Source organism: Gracilibacillus ureilyticus, from assembly GCF_900111195.1.
Taxonomy (GTDB): Bacteria; Bacillota; Bacilli; order Bacillales; family Amphibacillaceae; genus Gracilibacillus; species Gracilibacillus ureilyticus.
The window spans coordinates 193,264-209,707 of the sequence record NZ_FOGL01000003.1; the positions used below are offsets into that span (position 1 = coordinate 193,264).

The following is a 16,444-nucleotide window of genomic DNA, read 5'->3' on the forward strand; positions in this document are numbered from 1 at the left end:
TTATTATAATACAAATCTAATGAAAATCAATATTTATTTAAAATTATTTTAATGTAAAATTATATAAAAAAAGAGAGGCAGCTATTTTATCCTTTAATTTATGTAAAGAAGGATAAAGATAGTTGCACTCTAAGGATTGGGAAACATCCTAAAAACTTTTGTTGATTGGGGGTAACAAAAGATATGTGTAAAGGGAATGTTTCGTGCACATATGATTTTGTGCTATGCGTTTATTATAACGATAATGAGAATCATTTTCAATAGTTTTGTGAGAAAATGTTAAAAAAATCTCTGATTGAGGTGTATACTGAATAGTGAGGTGATCTTATGGTATTAAATCTGGAACAAGTCAGTCTTAAGAAAGAAGGAAAATGGATACTTAATCAGATAAATTGGAAAATAAATAAAGGTGAGCACTGGGTGTTGCTCGGCTTAAATGGTGCTGGAAAAACAGCATTATTACATATGTTATGTGCTTATTACTTCCCGACTTCAGGAAAAGTAAATGTGGTAGGTAAACAATTTGGACAAGATATATTGGGAGAGAAATTGCGACAGCAAATAGGGATCGTCTCATCCACAATTAAAGGAAAAATTTACGGTACAGATTCCGCGTATCAGGTCGTTTTAAGTGGAGCTTTTGCATCCATCGGTTTGTATGAAGAGCCAACAGATGAAATGAGAGAACAGGCACAGCAAATATTACGGGATCTGGATTGTTTTCATTATGCTAACAGATCTTTTCGCTCACTTTCGCAGGGAGAACAACAACGTGTATTGATTGGCAGGGCATTAATGGGTAACCCTCCATTGTTGATTCTGGATGAACCGACTAATGGCCTCGACTTTATTGCGAAGGAAAAATTGTTAGAGTCTATTGAACGAATTGCTTCTAATGGAGGTCCGACAATAATATATGTTACACATCATGTCGAAGAAATTTTACCAGTATTTAATAAAACTCTGCTATTGAGGGAAGGAACTGTTTTTGCGAAAGGAGATAGTAAGGAGATAATTACAAGTACCAACTTATCCGATTTCTTTGGAATGAAGGTTGAAGTGAATTGGAGTGAAGAAAGGCCTTCATTAAAAAAAGTGAAGTAATAATTATTTTAGGAGAATTACTTATATGTTAAGTCAGCTGAATCAGTTATTACAACGAATTATGCCATTTATAGCTCCGACAAGTGTGGTCATCGGTGTTATGTTTGCACCATATCTTGTTAAGTTAGAAGGATTAGTTATTTATATATTTGCTTTTATGACTTTTGCAGGTAGTCTAAGTTTGAACTTTGTTGCATTGCACCGGGTAATTGCGCATCCTCTGTCAATTATTATCGCGCTGGTTCTTCTTCATTTGGTTATGCCTTTATGGGCATGGATGATTGGGGCTATTACATTTCAAGGAGATATGTTAACAATTACCGGATTTGTGTTAGCGATGATTATTCCAACAGGTATTACCAGTTTCATTTGGGTTTCTATGAACAATGGGAACGTTGCTCTGACATTGTCCATTATACTGATTGATACTATATTGTCTCCATTTATTGTTCCTTTTGCCTTATCACTATTTGTGGGACAGGCAGTGGAACTGGAGGTTTGGGGGATGATGAAAGGGTTACTGATTATGATTGTAATCCCTTCATTGCTTGGCATGATTCTCCATGAGGTAACCAAAGGGAAAGCCCATGAGAAATGGAGTCCCAGACTTGCGCCTTTTTCCAAATTAACCTTAGCACTTGTAATTATGATTAACAGTGCAGCTGTCGGTCCGTATTTACAATCGGTTAATCTTAAGTTAGTTCAAATCGCAGTTTGTATGTTTTTCATTGCGGGAACGGGATACTTCTTAGCATGGTTTATGGCTAAATCCATGAAAAGAGACCAGTCAGATGTTATCTCTTTGACCTTTAGTGGAGGGATGAGAAACATTAGTGCTGGCGCTGTTATTGCTGTTCAGTACTTCCCTGGACCGGTAGCTGTACCTGTTGTCACCGGGATGCTTTTTCAGCAAATATTAGCATCGTTGTACAGTAAGTTTTTGCAAAAAAAGTTAAATTTGAATTAGTCATGAACAGTAGAAACAATAAATAGGATAATAGTAAAAAAGAAAGTAGGTGTTCCAATATGGTTACATGGCTTTCCTTTGTACTATTATCCCTGGCTGCTTTCCGTTTAACAAGATTAATTGTATATGATAAAATTACTGGATTTCTGCGTGCTCCTTTTTTTGAAAGGGAAGAGAAGATCTTCCCTGATGGAGCAGTAGAAGAGGTTATATCCTATAAAGGCACTGGTCTTAGACGATGGGTTGGTGAATTGCTGAGTTGTCACTGGTGTACAGGTATTTGGGTATCCATCATACTTTTTACAGGTCTGCATTTCTTTTCTGCCATTTTTACGCCGATAATTATTATCTTGGCAGTTGCCGCAGTAGCTGCCATTATAGAAGTATTAATATCATATTTTATCTAGTGCGTGCTGTGTCTTTTGTTCTTTTAAAACTGCTGCAGCTGCATGACTTTCTTCTTCTTCCTTTTCTTTGCCGATTAACAGATACATTATTTGAGTTGTCCATCCTGCTAACTCCTTCTTGTTCAATTGTAATGAGAATAGGTAATGAAAATTCAGCATTACTTGGTTTATCTTATGATATAAGCTAAAAAGCGTTCGGGGATTCTTCCATTATTAAATGCTTTTTTATGTTATAATTGGCGGTAAGATCAAGAAAGGATGGAGTAAAGTTATGTGGGTAGTAATAGTGGTATGTATCGCCATCGTCATCGCTGTTTTAGCTTTATCAATTATGACTTTAAATAAAGGTTATGGATATAAACAAACGGTTGACCCATTACCTGAAGATATAATAAATAAGACAGAAGAGGAGAAAACAAGGGACGAGTAAAACACATCCCTTGTTTTTTTCTGGGTGTTATTAGAGTGATTGCTTGTATATGGAAACAGCATCCTGTCTGTTTAGTTTTTTGAAATTTCCAAATTCCGGCCTTGCTATCACTGTTTTATCGGCCATCTCTTCAATAGAATCTTCCGTAATGTTATAGTCACTGAGTGTTGATGGAGCACCAATGCTGTTCCAGAAGTCTCTTAGCTTTTCAATTCCTTCTAATCCAATCTCTTTATCTGATTTGCCCTCTGCATCTACATTAAAGACACGGACTGCCAGTTGTTTAAACCTTGAAACATTCTCATCGATAGAATATTTCATCCAGTTCGGGAATAAAATAGCCAATCCGCCGCCGTGGGGAATGTCGTGTACAGCAGAAACGGCATGCTCTAAATTGTGTGTAGCCCAATCCCCGTGATAACCCATGTTGACCATTCCATTTAATGCCATTGTACCGTTATATAATACTGTTGCACGTAATTCTTCATTTTCCAGATCACCGACTAATTTAGGGGCTGTTTCTACCGTTGTTTGCAGGATTCCTTCAACCATCCGGTCCTGGAGTAATGTATTTTCTTCATGATGAAAATAGTGTTCTAACGCGTGTGACATAATATCCACAATACCGTAAATTGTTTGATCCTCTGGTACAGTTTTGGTAAAAGCAGGGTCAAGGATGGAGAAAGTCGGAAAAGAGTAGGGGCTGCCCCAGCCGTGCTTTTCTTTTGTTTCCCAGTTGGTAATAACAGAACCTGCATTCATTTCAGAACCGGTTGCGGCAAGTGTCAGTATAGTTCCAAACGGAAGTGCGCCAGCTGGAGAAGCTTTTTTAGTGACAATATCCCAAATATCCTCATTTGATTTTGCCCCGACAGCAATCGCTTTGGTACAGTCGATGGTGCTTCCGCCGCCTACTGCAATGATGAAGTCAATATCTTCATTTTTACAAATTTCAATTCCTTTTCTGGCTGTAGTGACACGGGGGTTTGGTTCTACTCCGCTTAATTCAAAGATTTGTTTATTTGACTCGTTTAAAATGTTGATTACTTGATTGTATAGTCCGTTTCTTTTAATACTTCCGCCACCATATACAAGCAAAATGTTCTGGCCGTAATTGTCTAATTCCTGTTTCAGATTGCTCAACTGGCCTTTGCCGAAATATAGTCTTGTGGGATTATGAAATACAAAATTCTGCATTTTGTTACCTCCTTAGAGTGATAAAAGAATTTCTGACTTTTCTTCCATTTTAATATCGCAACAAAGCTAGCTTATGTAAAGTAATTTGTTTTTACTGCTGTCCTTAATAAAAAAGGTACACCTTTTTAATGTTTAATTGTTGGTGCAAAAGGTATAGAATTGGTAGAATGTTAATAGAGACCTTAAATGGTTAAATATTTCCATGAAGGAGTGGATAGAATGAGTAATGTATTATTTACATCGAAAGCAACTGCGAAAGGCGGCCGTGAAGGTCACGTGAAATCAGATGACGGGATTATTGATGTTAATTTAGTCAACCCGGCAGGTGGTGGGGATGGTAAAGGATCCAACCCTGAGCAATTATTTGCAGCCGGTTATTCAGCTTGCTATGACGGTGCTTTAAATTTAATGGCTTCCAAACAGAACAAAGAGATTGATTCTACAATTACGGCAGAGGTAAGCTTGCTGAAGGATGAAGCAGATAATGGTTTTAAAATTGGCGTTGTCTTAAATGTAGAAATCAAAGGAGTTTCACAGGAAGAAGCAGAAGAATTAGCAAAAGCTGCACACGAATTCTGTCCGTACTCAAAAGCTACAAGAGGCAATATAGATGTAGAGTTAAAAACAAAAGCAGTTTAATTGAAAAAGAAGACGCATATCCACAAAGATGTGCGTCTTCTTTGTATTTATTTTACCCGATTTTGAAATAAATCCTGAAATGCGTGAAAGACTTCAATACCTTGATATACTGTTACAGATAATGCTGTTACGGAGAACATTGCTATCATAGCGATTCGAAACCAGATCATTGTATTCCTCCTCTCTTTATTCCTATTTAGGAGAGAGGAATGAAACTAAATAATTTGATTGATAAAATCTCGCGGACAGCTTTTGAAAGAGCTTTGGATAGTGATTGTTCAAATTGTGATAAAAAAATGCTGTAAGAATTAGTACGATAATCGGTATATATATGTCTTTGAATTTGTCAGTGCCATTAGTTGCTGGTTGTATTTCATTATCCTGTATATCTTTTGCAACAATTAATATTATTGTCTGATCTGCTGGTTTGTTATCAACATAATGTGAAGGGATGTAAACTATAAAAAATACTAGTGCTAGGGCGAGTATTTTTTTCATTTTAATGTCCCCCCGATCCAATTTTATGGAAGTGATGTTTAATTATATACCCGAAAATGATAAAAGTAAATATTATAATACATATTTATTACGGCTGGCTCCAATACCAAAGATGATCATCACAATGGTCATCATCAGGATAATTAAGATAGAGGAATTCCATTTTCCGGATAAATCAAACAAAAAGCCGATAAAGATGGGACCTGCTGATGCAAGGAGATACCCGAAAGATTGTGCCATCCCCGAAAGTTCCCCCGCTTGCCGGGCATTCTCTGTCCGCAATCCCAATAAGGCAAGTGCAAGACTGATACTTGCACCAAGCGCAATGCCGATTAAAGTTACCCAGACAGTTGTTATAATAATGGAAGGATTAAAGAAAAGTCCTGTGTATCCAATGAGTGCACATAATCCGAATCCGTAAACTACAGGTTTCTGGTCTTTTAATTTCCCTGCAATAATAGGAGTCAGGAATGTTGCGGGTAAGCTGATTAGCTGCATATATGCGACAAACCACCCGGCTGTCGCTACATCGTATCCTTTTGCTTTTAATATTTCAGCTAACCATGAAATAGTCACATAAAATAAAAAAGACTGTAATCCCATAAATAATGTAACTTGCCATGCAATTCCTGAACGTATTAACTTTTTTCCGCTTGGTTCATACAGCTTTACCTCATGCTGTGCAGGTGAGTTTTTTATTGCAATGAGCCAAATGATAATGCCAATTACTGTAATGATGCTCCAGCTGGCTAATGACAATTTCCATCCAAGGCCATAGTTCACTGTTAACGGTACAGATAAACCTGAGCCAAAGGCAGCAAAGATGGACATAGAGGTTGTGTAAAGTCCTGTCATGAGGCCGATTTTAGCTGGAAAGCTTCCTTTAATTAAACTTGGAAGAATGACATTAATAATTGCAATACCGACACCTGCTAATGTTGTCCCTATGTAAAGAAAAATTATTGGACCAGCAGACCGAATTACTATACCGGAAAGTAAAATAATTAAACCATATAAAAGTGCTCTCTCATTTCCTGCCCTATTTGCGATTCTTGGGGCTATTGGTGACATAAAAGCGAATGCCAGCAAAGGCAGGCTGGTAATTAAACCGACATTCCAATTGTCTAAATTAAGCTCATCACGAATAATGCCGATAATTGGCCCGACAGAAGTTATAGCAGGTCTGAGATTGAAAGCAAGCACAATGATCCCTGTAATGAAAATACTGTACTTCCATTTTTCATTTGTTGGCATATTTTTTGCTCCTTATTTCCTATTTTTGCTTCATCTTATTGTTTAAGATAATTTATTACCCTATACAATAGAAAATTATGTTAAAATAAGTAAGTGGACAAAAGGATGTCACAATGTTATTAAGAATAACATAATCCAACTGCAGAAGGAATATTTTAATAATTTTAGTGAGAGAAGGTTAAAGATGGATAATAAGTTTGTTGCTGAATTGTTGTCATGGTTAAAAGCCTTACTAATCGCGGTAGTCATTGTATTATTATGTCGTCACTTTTTGATTACACCGTCAATTGTTAAAGGAGAATCTATGATGCCTAACCTGGAGGATGGCGACCGTATTATTCTGAGTAAAATAAGTCAGATTGATCGCTTTGACGAGATTGCTTTTGAAGCTCCTGACTCGGAGGACAACTATGTTAAAAGAGTAATAGGCTTCCCAGGGGATACAATTGAAATGAAAGATGATCAGTTAATTATTAATGGTGAACCCCATGAAGAAGAATATCTAAGCGAATATAAAAGTAATTTAGCTGAAGGAGAAAAATTAACACCTGACTTTACTTTATATGAACTGACGGGAGAAGAGGTAGTGCCTGAGGGAACATTTTTCGTATTGGGCGATAATCGCCGAGTTAGTAAAGATAGCAGATCATTTGGTTTTATTTCTGAAGAATCAGTGATTGGTGATGTGAAAATGCGCATTTGGCCATTAGAATCTTTTGGGTTTATCAAGTGATTAACTAGACAACTTTATAAATAAATATGTAAATTTACATACGCAATATCCACTAGGGGTGCCATACTAATGGCTGAGATGAGAATGAGGTTCTCGATCCCTTTGAACCTGAACTGGTTAATACCAGCGGAGGAAAGTGGAACAGGTCGTTATGATATTAATATGTTCATAAAAGCCGTTCCATTATTAATGGGGCGGCTTTTTTTACCAGAATTTTTTCTTAGACTATTAATAGGGAGAGAGATTATATGACAATTAAAAGTGCACTTACTATAGCGGGTACGGACCCTTCAGGGGGTGCTGGAATTCAGGCAGATTTAAAAGCATTTCAGGAGCGGGAAGTATATGGGATGAGTGTGATTACATCGGTTGTTGCTCAAAACACTTTAGGGGTGCAGCAAGTAGAGCATTTATCAATTCCATTCATAGAACAACAATTTGATGCAGTGTGGAACGATATCAAACCGGACGCTGTTAAAACGGGCATGATTGCTACGATTGAAATGATGGAGCTTATCGCTGGGAAGCTAGAAAACACGGATGTTCCTTATGTGATTGATCCTGTTATGGTAGCTAAGAGCGGGCATTCTTTAATGGAAGAAAAATCTCGGGAAGTAATTCGTAATATGCTTATCCCTCTTTCAACTGTAGTTACTCCGAATGTTCCGGAAGCAGAGCTTTTGGTGGGATTTACCATTAAGACACTTGAAGATGCAGAAAAAGCTGCAAAAGTAATTGTCAAAGAGCTTGGGGCAAAGGCGGCTGTTGTGAAAGGTGGTCACCTTGAAGGTGAAGCAAAAGATGTGCTGTATGATGGAAATGACTATACATACTTGACGTCGGAGAGGTTTCCTACTCATCATACCCATGGGACGGGATGTACCTTTTCAGCAGTCATAACAGCAGAATTAGCAAAAGGCAAAACAATTAAGCAGGCTGTAGAAGCTGGCAAAAAATTTATTACAGATGCCATTAAATATTCCCTGAAATTAGGGAATGGAAACGGACCGACAAATCATTGGGGACATCGCCTGCAGGGATTGCCAAATCAGGAGGGGAAATAACATGACGCGTTTTTTAGAAAGAATCAGGACTCAAAAGCCTTTAATTCACAATATAACGAATGTAGTTGTCACTAATTTTACTGCTAATGGTCTATATGCAGCAGGTGCCTCGCCAGTAATGGCCAATGCCAAAGAAGAGGTTGAGGAAATGGCGAGCATAGCAAATGCATTAGTGTTAAATATAGGTACATTATCGTCAGAACAAGTAGAGTCCATGATAATAGCCGGCAAGGCAGCAAATAAAGCAGGAATTCCTGTTGTCCTCGACCCTGTAGGAGTTGGTGCAACTTCTTTTCGAACGGAATCTGCCAGAACTATTCTGGAGCAGGTAAATGTCAGTGCGATCAGGGGGAATGTAGGAGAAATAGCCAATCTGGCGGGGCTGTCTGCTCAAGTAAGAGGTGTCGACTCAATGGGAGAGTTTGACATGGATGAATTACTTTCAATGGCATATAAAAAAATCCAAGTACCGCTGGCTGTTACAGGAGAATTGGATTTTATTACAGACGGCAAAGAAAAAGCAGTTATATCCAATGGGCACCCTTTACTTACGAAAGTTACAGGTGCGGGGTGTTTATTATCCTCAGTTGTTGCCGCTTTTTTAGCTGTAGAAAAAGATGTTTTCCATGCAGTTACTGGTGCTGTTTGTTATTACGGAATTGCAGCAGAAGAAGCTGCTTCAAAAGCGAAGCTGCCTGGGGATTTTCAAATAGAATTGCTGAATCAGCTCTATGCAGTATCAGATGATTTAATTGCAGAAAAATCTAGAAGTGTTCTCGGTAAATTAGGAAGTGATCTTTAGGATGGATAAAGAATTACTTCGTGTCTATTTTATTATGGGAAGCAATAATACGACAAGAGACCCTTTAACGGTTCTGGAGGAAGCACTGCAAGGAGGGATCACTCTTTTCCAATTTCGTGAAAAAGGGAAAAATGCACTTAAAGGGAAGGCGAAGCTGGATCTAGCTATTAAGATGAAACGGCTTTGTCATGCATATAATATTCCTTTCATTGTAAACGATGAAGTAGATTTAGCGCTTGAAGCGAAAGCGGATGGTATTCATATCGGTCAGGATGATGAACCGTTAATTCATGTAAAGAAAAGGTGTCCGGAAAATTGGATTTATGGTGTATCGGCGACAAATGAATTAGAAGCACGTCATGCGGTGCAGGATGGAGCAGATTATATTGGCGTTGGCCCTGTATACGGTACAAATACAAAAGAAGATGCGAAGCAGCCGATTGGGCTGAAAGGAATTGCGGAAATAAGATCAATAGCTGGGGAACTCCCGATTGTAGCCATTGGCGGAATAAAATTGGGTCATGTTTTTAACATAAGAAAAGCAGGAGCTGATGGTGTGTCAGTTATATCAGGAATCAGTCATGCGGAAAAAGTAAGGCAGACTGCAGAACTTTTTTGTAATTACAGTCATTTTACAGCTTCTTATTCGAAAAACACAAAGTAATTCTGCTACACTAGAAGAAAAGGAGGTAAGTGCCTGATGCGTTTAGATGGAAAAAAAGTTATTGCATTGTTAGAAGAAGATTTTGAAGATTTGGAATTATGGTATCCTATCTTACGCCTTCGTGAAGAAGGAGCACAAGTTGATTTAGTGGCAAAGACTGCAAAACACAAGTATATTGGTAAATACGGTGTTCCTGCTGAATCGGATTTTTCCTTTACAGAGGTGAATCCGGATGATTATGATGCCATATTGGTTCCTGGAGGATGGGCTCCGGATAAACTTCGCAGGTATCGTGAAGTGCTTGATATGGTGCGTGCGATGGACAAGGCAAAGAAACCAATTGGGCAAATATGCCATGCAGGCTGGGTGTTAATATCAGCGGGTATTTTAAGAGGCAAGAAAGTAACAAGTACACCAGGTATTAAAGATGATATGACAAATGCTGGCTCATTGTGGTTTGATGAGGCTGTTGTAGTTGATGGGCATGTTGTTTCAAGCAGAAGGCCGCCTGATTTACCACAATATATGAAATCATTTGCGGACATACTGGCAGAAAATTAAAACAATTATATGGTCTTGCGGAAACGCAAGGCTTTTTCTGTTTGTAAGTACAAAAATATGATAAAATCTGGTTAAAGTATGTTTCGTTAAAAAGGAGTACATATATGGATGTTTTATGGTGGATTTTAATTATCTTGGCTTTTGTTTTATCCTTTGTAGGAATTGTTTTCCCAATTATCCCCTCCGTCCTGGTATTGTGGATCGGCTTTATAATGTATCAATTTTTACTAGCTTCAGAAAATATCGGCTGGATCTTTTGGACGGCAATGGGTATCCTCACATTGATCCTTATTGTTGCTGATATTATCGCTAACAGCTACTTTGTCAAGAAGTATGGGGGATCCAAATGGGGAGAGTGGATGGCGGCTGTTGGAGTAATCATCGGTTCGTTTATTATTCCACCTTTTGGTATTATTATTGTTCCATTTTTACTTGTCTTTTTAACAGAAATTATTCAGAAAAAAGGTGCGGATGAAGCACTGAAAGCAGCTTTTGGCTCTTTGCTAGGCTTTTTAAGCGGGACTGTTGCTAAAATAGTGATACAAATTGTCATGATCGTCTGGTTTTTCTTAGCGATAATGTTATAACATCGGGGTGTTGACGAATGGAAAGAGTTTTAACGATTGCAGGAGCGGCTGCCCAGGGTAGTGCAGGTATACAAGCGGACCTGAAGGTATTTCAGGAAAGAAATGTGTATGGGATGACTGCCATAACTGCAACTGTAGCCAATAATTCAAAAACGGAGCAAGGAATCTTTCTGCGATCCATTGAAGAAATTGAAGCCCAATTTTATGCGGCGGTTGAGATGGTGGGAATTGATGCAATAAAGACCGGAATGCTTTTCTCTAAAGAGATAATAGTAAGAGTTGTTAAGTTTTTGGAGGAATATCCGCCGCCGTTATTAGTCGTTGATCCTGTAATGATAGGGAAGATGGGGTCCCAACTTCTGGCAGATGACGCAATTGATAGCCTGATTAAGAAATTAGTACCGAAAGCGACTGTCATAACACCTAACAGGTTTGAAGCAGCCCGTATGCTGGACGATAAAATCCCAGAAACGAAAGAGGAGTTGGAAACATATGCTATAAGACTGTTTGAATTCGGATGCGGTGCGGTTTTAGTTAAAGGCGGAGTGGTTGATGGTATGGCGATTGATGTCCTTTATGATGGTGATACAGTAAATTGGTTTACAGCAGAACCGGTGGATACCATTCATACAAGTGGAGCGGGCTGCAGTTTCGCTGCATGTTTAACAGCTGAATTAGCAAAAGGGGTTATTCTGAATGATGCAGTTCGAACGAGTAAGGAATTCGTTCACCATGCGATTAAGCATAGTCTGGCTTTTGGTAAAAAAGTTGGTTCTGTTCATCACGGAGCATATCGGGAATTTACACATGATATTCATATCAATAAAAAAGAGTGACATTGCGAAGAATGTCACTAAAGTAAAGATAGAACAAATAAGATAGATAAACTTAAATTTTAGTAATGAAAAGGTAGCTGTTATGCTATCTTTTTCATTGCGTTAAAATGTTAAGTTTCATAACATGATATGTTATATTAAATATCATATAGAAAACCTTTAAGAAAATCAAGTGAAAATGAAACATTTCATTAATATTAACCGTATAGCTTATCAGAGGACCAACCATCTGTTACGATAAATAAAGCTTCCTGGACTTTAGAATTGCGTTTTATTTATTAGGATAGAGATTAAATATATTGTTAAAAGGGGTGTGTATAAATGAAACGGACAGTCGAAATTGTATTAACTTTTATAGGTAGTTTCGTTTATTTTATTGGTGCGGTATTTGGCGGTTCATTCATCGCTTTGGAAGGAAATCAGGAACTAATTAACGAAATGATTTCTCAAACGACACAAGACTTACCAGCATCGCAAGTACAGCAAATTGAAGTATTTTATTCTTTCATTGGTGTAGTTGGCTGGATTGTGCTAATCGGTTCAGTTCTTTGTATAATAATCGGGATAGTAGCGATGTTTATGCTTAGAGGGAATAAAATGCCGAAGCCAGCAGGGATTATTTTAATTACTGTAGGAACTATTTCTATATTAGTAACATTTGGTGCAGGTTTTTTTGCAGGTGTTTTTTACATTATTGCAGGAATCATGGGTATTGTCAGAAAAGAAATTCCTCAGTCGACTATTGAGCAGTACTAAAAAATCGAGCGAAATGCTCGATTTTTTCGTAAATCATTTATTTTCTGCTTTTCATACGAAAGTCAATGGTCTCTTTTCGTTCTCCTCATTTTCCTTGTGAACCAAACAATAATGGCTGAAATTATGCCTAGCAGAAATATGATCGGGGCATTACCTGCCAGAAATACAAATATCGCTGATGCGGCTGAGATTAAAATATTAATATTTTGCTTAAACTGATCTGCTGCTTTCTCCCAAGTATTAATCGTTTCCTTTTGAACGGAAGGCAGTTCTGCATATTCCTCGGATATATATATTTCAATCGTTGCATAGGATGACTGGTTTTCTAAATAATTTATTTTTCCGGTTAACTGCTCAATTTCCTCTTGTACTGCAGCTAGGTCAGCTGAAATTGTTAGTAGATCCTCCGTTTTCTCTGCATTTTCCATAAACGAGAGTAAACGTTGCTCGACAACTTTCTTTGACTTCAGTCTTGCGTTTAAATCAACATATTGTTCTGTAACATCCTTCCCTCTGACTGATTTTTCAGTTACCTCCAAATCCCCTTTTTCGAAAATTGTGAGAAAGGATTGAAAACTGGATGAAGGGATCCTAACTATATATGTTCCGTTTCGGTCATTTTCAGATTCATTTCCATAGGTTTCGGATGTGACAATATAGCCATCCGCTTTATTCGTTTCCTCTTCTATAAGTGCTGTGGTTTCTGAATAACTAGATGTTTCTAACTGTAAAGTTGCATGATAAACAATTTTCCTTTCACTTATGCTTGACTGATCATCTTCCTCCTGTGAAGTGTCTGTATATTCTGTTGTTATCTCGTTATCGGAAGTTCCTTCTCCTAAAGTATTATCTGCTGATTCCTCATTTGCTGCTTTGCTGTCTGTTGCTTCACTGGTGGAATCCTCTGTATCTTGATATGAACAAGCTCCTAATCCGGCAATGAAGATACATAATATAATAAGATATCTTTTTTTATTCATGACACTCCCCCTCCTTTTTGATTCATTAGACGTTAGTAAAGAGTTAATGTTACAAAATGGGAGATTTATATTTATTCATTTAATCGTATATTCACCATCTTACGCTTATCTACAGGGTTAAAAAGTAGGGAAATTAGCTTTCTTGAAAAAATATTTAAAAAATTTATGTATTTCTATTGAATTAATATACTGAATAGTGCATAATAATACATAATTAATTATTACAAAATGAACCATCCAATAGATAATAGACTTAAGGAGAGATTTATTAATGAGTAAAGAAAAAGTAGTTCTAGCATACTCCGGGGGACTTGATACGTCCGTAGCAATTAAATGGTTACAAGATGAATACAATTACGATGTGATAGCTGTAGGTTTAGATGTAGGGGAAGGTAAGGATTTAGAATTTGTTAAAAATAAAGCAATTGATGTTGGCGCGATTAAATCATATTCTGTTGATGCCAAACAATTATTTGCGGAAGACTTTGTGTTACCTGCACTTCAGGCAAATGTAATGTATGAAAAGAAATATCCGCTCGTGTCTGCACTTTCACGTCCATTAATTGCAAAAGTGTTAGTAGATATTGCAGAAAAAGAAGGAGCAGTTGCAGTAGCTCACGGCTGTACTGGAAAAGGTAATGATCAGGTGCGTTTTGATGTAGCATTTACTTCATTAAATCCGGATCTTAAAATTGTTGCACCAGTGCGTGAATGGAAAATGACAAGAGATGAAGAAATTAAATATGCAGAAAAGAATGGTATTCCAATTCCGATAGATCTAGACAGTCCTTACAGTGTAGATCAGAACCTTTGGGGCCGTGCAAATGAATGTGGGATTTTGGAAGACCCTTGGGCTGAAGCACCGAAAGATGCTTTTGAATTAACAGTAGATCCTGTTGATGCTCCTGATGATCCTGAAGTAATTGAAATTGAGTTCAAACAAGGAAAGCCTGTTGCGATTAATGGAGAAAAATACCCATTGCACGAATTAATTCTTGAATTAAACGAGATTGCAGGTAAGCATGGTGTCGGAAGAATTGACCATGTTGAAAACCGTCTGGTTGGTATTAAATCCCGTGAAATATATGAGGCACCTGCAGCGATTACCCTAATTAAAGCACACCAGGAAATTGAGTCACTTACTTTGCCAAGGGAAGTAACGAAATTCAAACCTGTAGTGGAACAGCAATTAGAGCAGGCAATTTATGATGGATTATGGTTTACACAATTAACTGATGCATTAAAAGCATTTATTACTGAAACGCAGAAATATGTAAATGGTGTGGCTAAAGTTCAATTATACAAAGGGCAGGCGTTTGTGGTTGGGCGTAAGTCTGACAATTCACTTTATGACTTTAATCTTGCAACATATAACAAAGGTGATGAGTTTGATCATGAAGCAGCTCTTGGTTTTATCAAACTTTGGGGATTGCCAACTAAAGTTCACTCAACAGTGAATAATGTCCATGCTGATAAAGCGAAAATTATGGAGAAAACAAAAATTGATATGAAGGAATCAGTGAAACAATGAAATTATGGGGCGGACGGTTTACAAAACCAACAAATGAACTAGTAGATGAATATACAGCATCCATCAGCTTCGACCAAAAATTAGCACAATATGATATCCAGGGCAGTCTGGCACATGTGGAAATGCTTGCGAAATGTGAGATCATACCAAGAGAAGATGCTGAGACAATTAAAAAGGGACTAAAGGTTGTCGCAGAAAAAATAGCAGCTGGTGAAGCGGAGCTTACTGAAGCAAACGAAGATATTCATATGAATGTTGAAAAACTTCTAATTGATGAGGTAGGAGCTGTTGGTGGTAAATTACACACAGGACGAAGCAGAAATGATCAAGTTGCATTAGATATGCGACTGTATTTAAGAGATTCCATCGTTACATTAGTGGAACTTTTGACAAAATTACAGGAAGCACTGATGGAACAGGCTAATCAGAATCTTGATACCATTTTACCTGGATACACACATCTGCAGAGAGCACAGCCAGTGTTGTTCGCCCATCACATGATGGCATATGTATCAATGTTCGAACGTGATACAGAGCGTCTGAAGGACAGCTTTAAACGTGTCAACCGATCTCCGCTTGGGGCAGGTGCTCTGGCGGGTACCACCTTCCCGATAGACCGTCATTTTGTTGCAGAGCAATTGAATTTTGATGGAGTCGTGGAAAATAGCTTAGATGCAGTAAGCGATCGTGACTTTGTGGTGGAGTTTTTAGCAAATGCTTCGTTAACTATTATGCACATGTCAAGACTAAGTGAAGAGCTTGTTCAATGGTCAAGTGCCGAATTTAACTTTGTGGAGCTAGATGATGCTTTTTGTACCGGCAGCAGTATGATGCCGCAGAAAAAGAATCCAGATGTCGCAGAACTTGTTCGCGGTAAGTCGGGCAGAGTTTACGGACACTTAATCGGTATGCTGACAACACTTAAAGGCCTTCCGATTGCATACAATAAAGATATGCAGGAAGACAAGGAAGGTATGTTTGATACAGTAGAAACATTAAAAGGGGCGTTAGCATTATTTGCCCCAATGATATCTACTATGGAAGTGAAGAAAGATAACATGTATGCGGCTGTTGCAGAAGATTTTTCGAATGCAACTGACTTGGCCGACTACCTTGTTAACAAGGATTTACCTTTCCGTGAAGCCCATGCTGTTGTAGGGCAGGTAGTGCTTCATTGTATTAATAAGAATAAGTATTTATTAGATTTAACGTTAGAAGAATTTAAAAATTTCTCAGAACTAATTGAAGATGATATTTATCATGTACTTTCACCGGAAACAGTAGTGAATGCAAGAGATGTGGCTGGCGGAACAGCGAAAAACCGGGTAGAAGAGCAAATTGAATTAGCAAGCAGCAGACTGGATATAAGCAAGAAATGGATAAAAGAATTTGCTGAAAAAGTAAATGTGTTAACAAAATAAGAAAGTAAATAAA

Annotated in this window: 21 protein-coding genes and 1 riboswitch; of the genes, 15 read left to right on the forward strand and 6 right to left on the reverse strand. The window is 37.7% G+C overall.

Features of this window, described 5'->3' with window-relative positions:
- Positions 1-327 precede the first annotated feature (327 nt).
- From BMW36_RS05295 to BMW36_RS05305, 3 genes are read left to right on the forward strand one after another with little or no spacing between them, the layout of a single operon-like run.
- Positions 328-1,104 (forward strand): ABC transporter ATP-binding protein, encoded by a 777-nt coding sequence (locus BMW36_RS05295; protein WP_089739775.1) that lies wholly within the window; start codon positions 328-330, stop codon positions 1,102-1,104.
- A 25-nt stretch (positions 1,105-1,129) separates the two neighbouring features.
- Positions 1,130-2,071 (forward strand): bile acid:sodium symporter family protein, encoded by a 942-nt coding sequence (locus tag BMW36_RS05300; RefSeq protein ID WP_245711593.1) that lies wholly within the window; start codon positions 1,130-1,132, stop codon positions 2,069-2,071.
- 59 nt (positions 2,072-2,130) lie between these two features.
- Positions 2,131-2,478 carry a DUF1360 domain-containing protein gene (locus BMW36_RS05305; RefSeq protein ID WP_089739776.1) on the forward strand — a complete coding sequence of 116 codons (348 nt, stop codon included), beginning with the start codon at positions 2,131-2,133 and terminating at the stop codon, positions 2,476-2,478.
- Here the strand turns inward: BMW36_RS05305 and BMW36_RS20280 are convergent.
- Positions 2,464-2,637 (reverse strand): hypothetical protein, encoded by a 174-nt coding sequence (locus BMW36_RS20280; RefSeq protein ID WP_175480358.1) that lies wholly within the window; start codon positions 2,635-2,637, stop codon positions 2,464-2,466. The genes BMW36_RS05305 and BMW36_RS20280 overlap by 15 nt on opposite strands.
- A 112-nt stretch (positions 2,638-2,749) precedes the next feature.
- Here BMW36_RS20280 and ytzI point away from each other — a divergent pair, with 112 nt between their 5' ends.
- Positions 2,750-2,908 carry a YtzI protein gene (gene ytzI, locus BMW36_RS05310; protein WP_089739904.1) on the forward strand — a complete coding sequence of 53 codons (159 nt, stop codon included), beginning with the start codon at positions 2,750-2,752 and terminating at the stop codon, positions 2,906-2,908.
- 30 nt (positions 2,909-2,938) lie between these two features.
- Here the strand turns inward: ytzI and BMW36_RS05315 are convergent, their stop codons facing one another.
- Positions 2,939-4,105, reverse strand: a complete 1,167-nt coding sequence (locus BMW36_RS05315; protein WP_089739779.1) for an iron-containing alcohol dehydrogenase — start codon at positions 4,103-4,105, stop codon at positions 2,939-2,941.
- 219 nt (positions 4,106-4,324) lie between these two features.
- On the opposite strand from BMW36_RS05315, the gene BMW36_RS05320 reads away from it, so the two are divergent.
- Positions 4,325-4,744 carry an organic hydroperoxide resistance protein gene (locus BMW36_RS05320; RefSeq protein ID WP_089739781.1) on the forward strand — a complete coding sequence of 140 codons (420 nt, stop codon included), beginning with the start codon at positions 4,325-4,327 and terminating at the stop codon, positions 4,742-4,744.
- Positions 4,745-4,791: 47 nt separating this feature from the next.
- Here the strand turns inward: BMW36_RS05320 and BMW36_RS20720 are convergent, their stop codons facing one another.
- The 3 genes from BMW36_RS20720 to BMW36_RS05330 all read right to left on the reverse strand — a co-directional run bounded on the left by BMW36_RS20720 (position 4,792) and on the right by BMW36_RS05330 (position 6,496).
- Entirely contained in the window at positions 4,792-4,914 is a 123-nt protein-coding gene (locus BMW36_RS20720; RefSeq protein ID WP_281243001.1) for a hypothetical protein, read from the reverse strand.
- A 22-nt stretch (positions 4,915-4,936) separates the two neighbouring features.
- Positions 4,937-5,242, reverse strand: coding sequence for a hypothetical protein (locus BMW36_RS05325; protein WP_089739783.1), 306 nt, complete (start codon positions 5,240-5,242; stop codon positions 4,937-4,939).
- Between the two features lie 72 nt (positions 5,243-5,314).
- Positions 5,315-6,496, reverse strand: coding sequence for a CynX/NimT family MFS transporter (locus tag BMW36_RS05330; RefSeq protein ID WP_089739785.1), 1,182 nt, complete (start codon positions 6,494-6,496; stop codon positions 5,315-5,317).
- Positions 6,497-6,680: 184 nt separating this feature from the next.
- Here BMW36_RS05330 and lepB point away from each other — a divergent pair, with 184 nt between their 5' ends.
- From lepB to BMW36_RS05370, 8 genes are all read left to right on the forward strand, one after another.
- The gene (lepB, locus tag BMW36_RS05335) at positions 6,681-7,229 is read left to right on the forward strand and encodes a signal peptidase I (protein WP_089739786.1); all 549 of its coding nucleotides are present in this window, start codon (positions 6,681-6,683) and stop codon (positions 7,227-7,229) included.
- Between the two features lie 44 nt (positions 7,230-7,273).
- Positions 7,274-7,381: riboswitch (TPP riboswitch) on the forward strand.
- A 96-nt stretch (positions 7,382-7,477) separates the two neighbouring features.
- Positions 7,478-8,293, forward strand: a complete 816-nt coding sequence (gene thiD / locus BMW36_RS05340; RefSeq protein WP_089739788.1) for a bifunctional hydroxymethylpyrimidine kinase/phosphomethylpyrimidine kinase — start codon at positions 7,478-7,480, stop codon at positions 8,291-8,293.
- A gap of 1 nt (position 8,294) precedes the next feature.
- Positions 8,295-9,095, forward strand: coding sequence for a hydroxyethylthiazole kinase (thiM, locus tag BMW36_RS05345; protein WP_089739791.1), 801 nt, complete (start codon positions 8,295-8,297; stop codon positions 9,093-9,095).
- Between the two features lies 1 nt (position 9,096).
- A complete protein-coding gene (thiE, locus tag BMW36_RS05350; RefSeq protein WP_089739793.1) occupies positions 9,097-9,759 on the forward strand; it encodes a thiamine phosphate synthase in 663 nt (220 codons plus the stop codon).
- Positions 9,760-9,795: 36 nt separating this feature from the next.
- Positions 9,796-10,320 (forward strand): type 1 glutamine amidotransferase domain-containing protein, encoded by a 525-nt coding sequence (locus BMW36_RS05355; protein ID WP_089739795.1) that lies wholly within the window; start codon positions 9,796-9,798, stop codon positions 10,318-10,320.
- A 104-nt stretch (positions 10,321-10,424) separates the two neighbouring features.
- A complete protein-coding gene (locus tag BMW36_RS05360) occupies positions 10,425-10,907 on the forward strand; it encodes a DUF456 domain-containing protein (protein WP_089739797.1) in 483 nt (160 codons plus the stop codon).
- A gap of 17 nt (positions 10,908-10,924) precedes the next feature.
- A complete protein-coding gene (gene thiD / locus BMW36_RS05365) occupies positions 10,925-11,743 on the forward strand; it encodes a bifunctional hydroxymethylpyrimidine kinase/phosphomethylpyrimidine kinase (RefSeq protein ID WP_089739798.1) in 819 nt (272 codons plus the stop codon).
- 321 nt (positions 11,744-12,064) lie between these two features.
- Positions 12,065-12,499, forward strand: a complete 435-nt coding sequence (locus BMW36_RS05370) for a DUF4064 domain-containing protein (RefSeq protein WP_089739800.1) — start codon at positions 12,065-12,067, stop codon at positions 12,497-12,499.
- Positions 12,500-12,561: 62 nt separating this feature from the next.
- On the opposite strand, the gene BMW36_RS05375 is transcribed toward BMW36_RS05370, so the two are convergent.
- Positions 12,562-13,479 carry a DUF4349 domain-containing protein gene (locus tag BMW36_RS05375; RefSeq protein WP_089739803.1) on the reverse strand — a complete coding sequence of 306 codons (918 nt, stop codon included), beginning with the start codon at positions 13,477-13,479 and terminating at the stop codon, positions 12,562-12,564.
- Between the two features lie 271 nt (positions 13,480-13,750).
- Between BMW36_RS05375 and BMW36_RS05380 the strand changes: the two genes are divergently transcribed.
- Positions 13,751-15,010 (forward strand): argininosuccinate synthase, encoded by a 1,260-nt coding sequence (locus BMW36_RS05380; protein ID WP_089739805.1) that lies wholly within the window; start codon positions 13,751-13,753, stop codon positions 15,008-15,010.
- Complete coding sequence (gene argH, locus BMW36_RS05385; RefSeq protein WP_089739807.1) at positions 15,007-16,431, forward strand: argininosuccinate lyase; 1,425 nt, start codon at positions 15,007-15,009, stop codon at positions 16,429-16,431. The genes BMW36_RS05380 and argH overlap by 4 nt, the downstream gene beginning before the upstream one ends.
- Positions 16,432-16,444: the final 13 nt, after the last annotated feature.

Coding starts and splice junctions, on each gene's coding strand:
- argH (WP_089739807.1), top strand. CDS start 15,007: ATGAAATTATGGGGCGGACGGTTTACAAAACCAACAAATGAACTAGTA.
- thiD (WP_089739798.1), top strand. CDS start 10,925: ATGGAAAGAGTTTTAACGATTGCAGGAGCGGCTGCCCAGGGTAGTGCA.
- BMW36_RS05315 (WP_089739779.1), bottom strand. CDS start 4,105: ATGCAGAATTTTGTATTTCATAATCCCACAAGACTATATTTCGGCAAA.
- ytzI (WP_089739904.1), top strand. CDS start 2,750: ATGTGGGTAGTAATAGTGGTATGTATCGCCATCGTCATCGCTGTTTTA.
- BMW36_RS20720 (WP_281243001.1), bottom strand. CDS start 4,914: ATGATCTGGTTTCGAATCGCTATGATAGCAATGTTCTCCGTAACAGCA.
- lepB (WP_089739786.1), top strand. CDS start 6,681: ATGGATAATAAGTTTGTTGCTGAATTGTTGTCATGGTTAAAAGCCTTA.
- BMW36_RS05355 (WP_089739795.1), top strand. CDS start 9,796: ATGCGTTTAGATGGAAAAAAAGTTATTGCATTGTTAGAAGAAGATTTT.
- BMW36_RS05330 (WP_089739785.1), bottom strand. CDS start 6,496: ATGCCAACAAATGAAAAATGGAAGTACAGTATTTTCATTACAGGGATC.
- BMW36_RS20280 (WP_175480358.1), bottom strand. CDS start 2,637: ATGCTGAATTTTCATTACCTATTCTCATTACAATTGAACAAGAAGGAG.
- BMW36_RS05305 (WP_089739776.1), top strand. CDS start 2,131: ATGGTTACATGGCTTTCCTTTGTACTATTATCCCTGGCTGCTTTCCGT.
- BMW36_RS05360 (WP_089739797.1), top strand. CDS start 10,425: ATGGATGTTTTATGGTGGATTTTAATTATCTTGGCTTTTGTTTTATCC.
- BMW36_RS05380 (WP_089739805.1), top strand. CDS start 13,751: ATGAGTAAAGAAAAAGTAGTTCTAGCATACTCCGGGGGACTTGATACG.
- BMW36_RS05370 (WP_089739800.1), top strand. CDS start 12,065: ATGAAACGGACAGTCGAAATTGTATTAACTTTTATAGGTAGTTTCGTT.
- BMW36_RS05375 (WP_089739803.1), bottom strand. CDS start 13,479: ATGAATAAAAAAAGATATCTTATTATATTATGTATCTTCATTGCCGGA.
- thiD (WP_089739788.1), top strand. CDS start 7,478: ATGACAATTAAAAGTGCACTTACTATAGCGGGTACGGACCCTTCAGGG.
- BMW36_RS05320 (WP_089739781.1), top strand. CDS start 4,325: ATGAGTAATGTATTATTTACATCGAAAGCAACTGCGAAAGGCGGCCGT.
- thiE (WP_089739793.1), top strand. CDS start 9,097: ATGGATAAAGAATTACTTCGTGTCTATTTTATTATGGGAAGCAATAAT.
- BMW36_RS05295 (WP_089739775.1), top strand. CDS start 328: ATGGTATTAAATCTGGAACAAGTCAGTCTTAAGAAAGAAGGAAAATGG.
- thiM (WP_089739791.1), top strand. CDS start 8,295: ATGACGCGTTTTTTAGAAAGAATCAGGACTCAAAAGCCTTTAATTCAC.
- BMW36_RS05325 (WP_089739783.1), bottom strand. CDS start 5,242: ATGAAAAAAATACTCGCCCTAGCACTAGTATTTTTTATAGTTTACATC.
- BMW36_RS05300 (WP_245711593.1), top strand. CDS start 1,130: ATGTTAAGTCAGCTGAATCAGTTATTACAACGAATTATGCCATTTATA.